This is a genomic window from Photobacterium sp. OFAV2-7 (assembly GCF_022347985.1).
In the GTDB taxonomy this organism is placed as follows: domain Bacteria; phylum Pseudomonadota; class Gammaproteobacteria; order Enterobacterales; family Vibrionaceae; genus Photobacterium.
Genome location: NZ_JAKRFQ010000228.1, coordinates 1 through 6436 on the forward strand (window position 1 = coordinate 1; position 6436 = coordinate 6436).

Genomic DNA, 6436 nt, shown 5'->3' on the forward strand with positions numbered 1-6436 from the left:
CGTGTTCGCAACAGTGATTTTCATGCCCGAAGAGCGCAAGGCGTCGCCTATAAGCCCGGTTTTGACGTGTTGTTCGGGGATCTGAAAAAGAAAGGGCTTAAATGTGCGCTAGTAACATCATCGGCATTGGCAGAGGTTAAACACCATTTTAATGGCTCTGACTATCTGGCGCAGTTTGATGCGGTAATTACCTCGGAAGATGTCGTCAATGGCAAGCCCCATCCTGACTGCTACCGAATGGCATCAGAGCAACTGGACATAGCGCCAGCGGCCTGCCTGGTATTGGAAGACTCCAATAATGGTATGCGGGCCGGGCTGGATGCCGGTTGTAAGGCCGTGATGATCCCGGATTTGCTGCAGCCCAGCGAAGAAGTTGCAGAGAGAGCCCATGCGGTGTTGGGCAACCTTGGTGATGTCACCCGTATACTGATGCCCTAGCTTTCTGGCCAAATGCATTTCATATGAAGTCCAGTCAATCGGTGTATTGGCTGGCACTTCCTTCTCGGTGTTAGTCACAACTTCTCGTCACAAAAGAGATCATTCAATAATTGATTTGCCTCAATTGCCATACAAAAGTTTCTGGCATATGCCAATAACTAAGCGTATAAATGGCATATGCCAATAACAAACGTTTAGATGGCAAGGATTTCATAAAGCAAAGTGACAATAAAAAAGGAGTCATAAATTATGATCACGGCAATTCCGATGAATGATGATCACATCGCCAGTCATTTTTCTAAGGCTGAGCATTTTCTGTTTGTTAATGATCAAGGAGTAGAAGTCAGCCGACATGAAAACCCAGTTCTAGCTGCCCATTGTGCAGGTAAAAAAGCGCTGTTGAAGCTGTTGTTGCAACATCATGCTGAGCGTGTCGTAGTGCGTAATATTGGTCAACAAATGTTAGGTAAGCTGCTTTCGCACCAACTGTTGGTCGCTCAAACCGATTCCGGTCGCCGAAGTGCACAAGAGCTTGTCAGCTCAGAAACGGCGGGGCTATTTTCTCTGACTGAAGCTGATCAGGGGCGCCCTTCCCCTAACCACAATGGTTGCCGTCATGCGGAACGTCGGTGCCACAGCCAAGGTCATAGCCATGGCCAAGGACATGGTCACGGTAAAGGCTGTGGCAAGAGGCATGGACAAGGCAAGCAAGGACCAGCTAAACATGGACGTGGTGGGCAAGGACGAGGAGAGCATTGCGGGCCGAAGAGCCATCGCTGCTGTCACAATCATACCTGTTAATAGACGATAGTGGCGTTCCTATGACTTCATATCAGCTTACGAAACAAGCTCATAATCACTGCATGGTTTGCGGACCCGTTGACAATACACCTGATTCATTACAGTTAACGTTTAGTCAGGATAGCAAAGGGAAAGTAACGGCCCCGTTTCAGGTAACGGCTCGCCATCAGGGGTATGATGGGCTGTTACACGGAGGAATGACCAGCACCTTGCTGGATGCGGCGATGACACACTGCTTGTTTGCGCACGGTGTTCAGGCGCTGACTGCCGAGCTGAAAGTTCGCTTTATTTCCCCGGTCTGCACTGGACAACAAGTTATGGTAACAGCTGATCTTGTCGGGTCTAGAAGAGGTATTTACCAACTGGAGGCGCAAGTTACCCAAGGACAGCAAGTGTTGGCAAGGGCGTCAGCCAAATTTATAGAGCCTAAAAAGTAAGGCCGGATGAGCACATATGCAGCTTAGGGGAGAGTTTTGTCTATTCGCAGCTATTTTCTTCTAAGCTGTGCTTGGTTGCATATATCAGTGTCGGCCTATTACAATGCATGAATGATTAAAGTGCAGATTGGTCGTCATACCCGACGGCTTTTACCCGCAGAATGGCCTGAAGTTATGGATAAATCTAAGCATCTCATGGAACTGGAAATATCAGAATCGATAACGCTTGAGGTTCTGGCGCTGTCACATGCTAAAGAGTTACTGGAAACAGTGGATACCAGCCGGGACGATCTTTCTGTCTATATGCCCTGGACTGATACACTGAGCGATATGGCCGGAGCCCGGAGCTACATTAATGCGCGTAAAGATGGGCAGTTATACGGCTCACAGTGGTTTGCGATTTATTATGATGGCGCGTTTAGCGGCGTATTCGGGATTAAGTACATTGTCCCTGTCACCAAGGTCTCAGAGTTAGGGTATTGTCTCTCTACTGCAGTACGAGGCCACCGTATTATTAACCAAGTTCTTAACGTGATTCTGCCGTATTTGTCATCATCCACAACGGTGGATACTGTCGAGTTTCACTGTGTTGAAAGTAATGAGGCAAGTATCAGGGTCGTTGAGCGGGCCGGCGCCAAGCTGGTCAGGTACGTTGATAACACTATGGATATACCGAATAAAGATCAGAGGCTGGGAATCTATGCGCTTGAGCTATAAGCACCTTTGCTGGATAAACCGAAGAAGATAAGTAAGATGGTTTGGGTATAAGAACAAAAGGCGAGTATTTGTGAAAAACCTCTACCATTTGATTGATTGTAATAGCTTGAATCAATTGAGAAGCAACCCATCCTACAAACCCGAATCTCTCCAGCAAGAAGGCTTTGTGCATCTTGCTTATGATTACCAGCTACCGTTGATTATTAATCACTTTTTCAAAGGTGCGTCAGGGATCTATTTACTGGAAATAGATCCTGCACTGTTGCAAGCCGAGGTCGTAGATGAAGCCCCGGCCGGCATTGAGGATGACGGCGAGCTGTACCCTCACTTGTACGGTGCCCTAAATGCAAGCGCTATTCAGCGACTGTATGTGTTATCCATTGACGGTGAAGGTGGCTTTACCAAAACAGAAGTGCCGTTTCACTTATAACTCAACACGCTGTTAAGCCCCCATAGCAATATCCCGGGGGCCTTTGAGTAAAATGATTTACGAGTCGCTTATCTATTCCTCTCTCTGGTGATGATTGACCTGTCTACAGGTGTAGGCTTTACCCTCTTTAGCTTGTTGAACCAAGAGAGGTAAAATAATGGTGTCGATAATTGCTAAGCGCGTTCCTATTGCTCATCCTGTCATCGCTTTTTTACTCAAAATGCCACCAACCCTAAAGGGGATATCACTCGCATTGCTTTCGACAGCATTGTTTACAGTGGTCGGCGTGCTGGTCAGGGTATTGAGTGACTCTATTGATTTGTTTCAGATCCTGCTGTTCCGGCAGTTGGTGTTTCTGAGCTTGCTGATGCCTGCGATAGTCGGCAACGTTGAAGTGCTACTGAAACCAAAGCGCCTTAAATTACATACATTTCGTATCCTGGGCGCGTTCGTTGCACTGTATCTCGGGTTTGTGACGGTCAGTAATATTCCGCTTGCCGACGCTACTGCGCTTGGTTTTACTCAGGTGCTGTTCGTGGCCTGTATCTCGCGGCTTTTTCTGGCTGAGGCTATTTCGGCAAAGCGCCTGTTTACGATTATTGTGGGTTTTATCGGTGTGATGTTGGTGGTTCAACCGAGCTTTGAGCAAACGTCGATGTTATATACCTTGTTAGGCTTGATTGCTGCGCTGGGAGCGGCTGTGGCCGTCATCTGCGTGAGGAAAGTGGCCCAAGTCGAGCCGCGCATTACGCTGTTGGCTTATCAGGCTATCTTTGTCGGGTTAATGGCTCTGATACCTAGCATTCTGGTATGGCAGTGGCCAAGTGCTTATGAGTTGGCACTGCTGATTGGTGTTGGCGTTCTCTCATCCATCGCACAATGGATTGGCGTTACCGCCTACAAGTATGGAGAGGCGAATGTTATTGCCAATGTGGAATATGCCAAGATCATTTACTCCTTATTCTTTGGGTATTGGCTGTTTGCTGAAAAGCCCGATTTATTAGCGATGGTAGGGGTCATCGTGATAGTAATGAGCGCCGTGTTACCGATGCTATTTAAGAATAAATCTAAAGCCGAGTAGGTATAATGAGGGGAGCTATGCTGACAGTGACGCAATTGGCGAAAGCCTGCAATATTTCACGTACAACGGTCTTGTATTACGAACGAGTCGGTTTACTTAAACCGACAAGTCGTTCGGAGAACGGCTATCGCTGGTACGGAAAGGAAGAGGTGCAACGGTTGCAGACGATCCTTTCCTATCGCTCTTTCGGCCTGCCGGTGAAAGAAATTGCTCCGCTGATAGAGCCGCATGACGATATCAAGTCGGAACAGACCTTACGCAACCAATTTAACGCGCTGGAGCAGGAAATTCAGACCCTGCGTCAGCAGCAAAAAGCCATCGTGATGCTGCTGGAGCAACCGGTACTGCTTGAACAGAATATGATGACGAAGGAGCGTTGGGTCGAGATCATGCGGATGGCTGGCTTGAGTGAGCAGGACATGACGAACTGGCACATACAGTTCGAGAAAATGGCCCCGGAGGCACATCAGGATTTTTTGGAATCTCTCAATATCGACAGTGAGGAAATTGAGAGAATCCGCCAGAAATCAAGATAGCTGTTAGTTCATGGTTCGCTGCCAATGTAAGAACAGCTATCTTCTCTTCAAAGCTGAAGTGTTTTACTAGTTCCCCCAGATAGCGCTAACAAATTCAGGGTGATCAACAAATGGGTTTCTGTTGCCCTGGAATTCGAATACAGCCTGGTTACGGTCGATTTCTTTTTGGCTTACCGGATCATTGTTATGCCAACGTTTCAGCATGCTGAGCATCCATGGTTCAAACACGGTGGTGTTTGTGCCATTAAGTACTGCATCTGAGCTAGTTGAGTTGCCTTCCCAAGCAGCTACCGCGTTTTCATAACGTGTTGCCATATAGAAGTAAGCGCGGGCAAAATCCCCTTTGAACTCATCCAATGGCTCAAAAACGGTACCTGAATAGCCGAGACCGGATGCCGCTGAGCCTAACTTGGAGCCATTGCTAGAGGTATACGAAGCCGTACCCACTTCACCAAATGGCCAATTGCTGCGTTTGGCATTAACGTAGCCATCGGTGGCAAAGATATGGTGGCCGTCCGAGTTCATCGGCTCGATTTTGCCGCCAAACCAACTTTTCGGGAAAGAGTGCTCTCGGTTATAGCAATCGCCTTCTTTGCTGTATTGGCCACATTGGTTGGTCACTTTTGTAAAGCTTGTGCTATCGCCCGACGATGGCTTTTCAGAATACATATCCAGGATAGAACCATCTTTCTCGTAGTAGTTGTCCAAATCGGCAACTTTTACCAGATCCCAAATAGCGCTGTATCCCTGGCTGTTGTGGTTGGTAATGATGTTGTAAAGGGCGGTTTTGAGTGCGAAGCCAGATTTACCTTCCGCTGATTTGTAGTAGTCACCAACTACTGGCGGCTCAGTTGGCGGTGTAGTGCCGGAATCGCCGATAGTAAAGTTGACAGTTTGGCTAGACTGGAACTCACCGCCGGAAGCGATTTCTTTGCCATTCGCTTCAAGGGTAAATGAGCCATTGCCGACATTGCAGCATATGCCGTCACCGTACGAGTCGCTGATGATGAAGGTGTAATCCCCGTCACTCAGACACATGTCTTTGGTATTGGTGGTTGAGTTGTTATAACCCGAGCCTGAATATAGTGCACTTCCACTGCTATTGTTCAGCACCCAGCTCGTTTCAGAGGCGTACTGGTCCGTGACCAGAGTTAATGTGGCTGTGGTATCGTTGCAAGTGTCCGTTGGTGGTGTAGACCCCGTGTCGGTTGGCTGGAAGTTGTCAACATAAACTACTTCAGAGCCGTCAAAACCGGATACATCATAGAAACGCAAGCCCACCTGAATGTCTTTACTGGTGGTGGCGGTGTAAGAATAGCGAATTTCTTGCCACTGATTGGTTTGCAGGTTATCTGAGTAATTCTGATAGCCATCTACATACAGGCGCGCTTTTACTTTTCCTTCTGTGTGGTAAAGCGATACAGCAAAATCATAGCTTTTTCCTTGCTCGACACTGACTGTCTGCAAAAAATCCGTACTGCTTTGTGAGCCTGTATTAACGGTTATTTCAGCGGCAAGCCCGCCGGTTTTAACTTGTGTCGAAGAGGGGGAAACAGCGATACCGGAGTCGATCACACTCCAATTATCAGGCGTATTGCCGTTCCATTTTTCAAAGTCACCGTTTTCAACTTGTGCTAATGCACTGTGTGACGAAAGCAGGGCCACTGCGCTTAGGGTAATTATTCTATTTATCATATAACCTTCTGTTTATTGACTTGAAAGTCAACAAAGGATAAAGGTTAATCAGCTGTTAAAATCGTGCAGGAATCACAGTTATTTATCATATGAAGATAGGTTTCATGAATATATTGGCTGTTTGTCACATTATTTTCGACACTTCAGCCGCATAGATACAATGCCATACAGACGGATACAAATGAGGTGGCGCTTGGCTTAATTGTTTGATATTAATTATAAAAATTAATGTTTGTGATGTGGCTTTCACGCATTTTATCGCTTTTCGGCTGCTATCGGTGAGGTGGTCATATCGTTTTCG

General features: G+C 47.1%; 8 protein-coding genes. 7 read left to right on the plus strand and 1 reads right to left on the minus strand.

Going from position 1 to position 6436, the window contains the following annotated elements:
• From MHN01_RS12995 to MHN01_RS13025, 7 genes are all read left to right on the plus strand, one after another.
• On the plus strand, positions 1-438 hold a 438-nt coding region (locus MHN01_RS12995; protein ID WP_239411731.1), incomplete at its 5' end, for an HAD family phosphatase.
• 249 nt (positions 439-687) lie between these two features.
• A complete protein-coding gene (locus tag MHN01_RS13000) occupies positions 688-1239 on the plus strand; it encodes a NifB/NifX family molybdenum-iron cluster-binding protein (protein ID WP_239411732.1) in 552 nt (183 codons plus the stop codon).
• Between the two features lie 20 nt (positions 1240-1259).
• Complete coding sequence (locus MHN01_RS13005; protein WP_075764508.1) at positions 1260-1676, plus strand: PaaI family thioesterase; 417 nt, start codon at positions 1260-1262, stop codon at positions 1674-1676.
• A 174-nt stretch (positions 1677-1850) separates the two neighbouring features.
• Complete coding sequence (locus tag MHN01_RS13010; protein ID WP_239411733.1) at positions 1851-2393, plus strand: GNAT family N-acetyltransferase; 543 nt, start codon at positions 1851-1853, stop codon at positions 2391-2393.
• 70 nt (positions 2394-2463) lie between these two features.
• Positions 2464-2823 (plus strand): DUF952 domain-containing protein, encoded by a 360-nt coding sequence (locus MHN01_RS13015; RefSeq protein ID WP_239411734.1) that lies wholly within the window; start codon positions 2464-2466, stop codon positions 2821-2823.
• 220 nt (positions 2824-3043) lie between these two features.
• The gene (locus MHN01_RS13020; RefSeq protein WP_239411737.1) at positions 3044-3904 is read left to right on the plus strand and encodes a DMT family transporter; all 861 of its coding nucleotides are present in this window, start codon (positions 3044-3046) and stop codon (positions 3902-3904) included.
• A 17-nt stretch (positions 3905-3921) separates the two neighbouring features.
• A complete protein-coding gene (locus MHN01_RS13025) occupies positions 3922-4440 on the plus strand; it encodes a MerR family transcriptional regulator (protein ID WP_239411735.1) in 519 nt (172 codons plus the stop codon).
• 66 nt (positions 4441-4506) lie between these two features.
• On the opposite strand, the gene MHN01_RS13030 is transcribed toward MHN01_RS13025, so the two are convergent.
• Complete coding sequence (locus MHN01_RS13030; RefSeq protein ID WP_239411736.1) at positions 4507-6135, minus strand: endonuclease; 1629 nt, start codon at positions 6133-6135, stop codon at positions 4507-4509.
• Positions 6136-6436 lie beyond the last annotated feature (301 nt).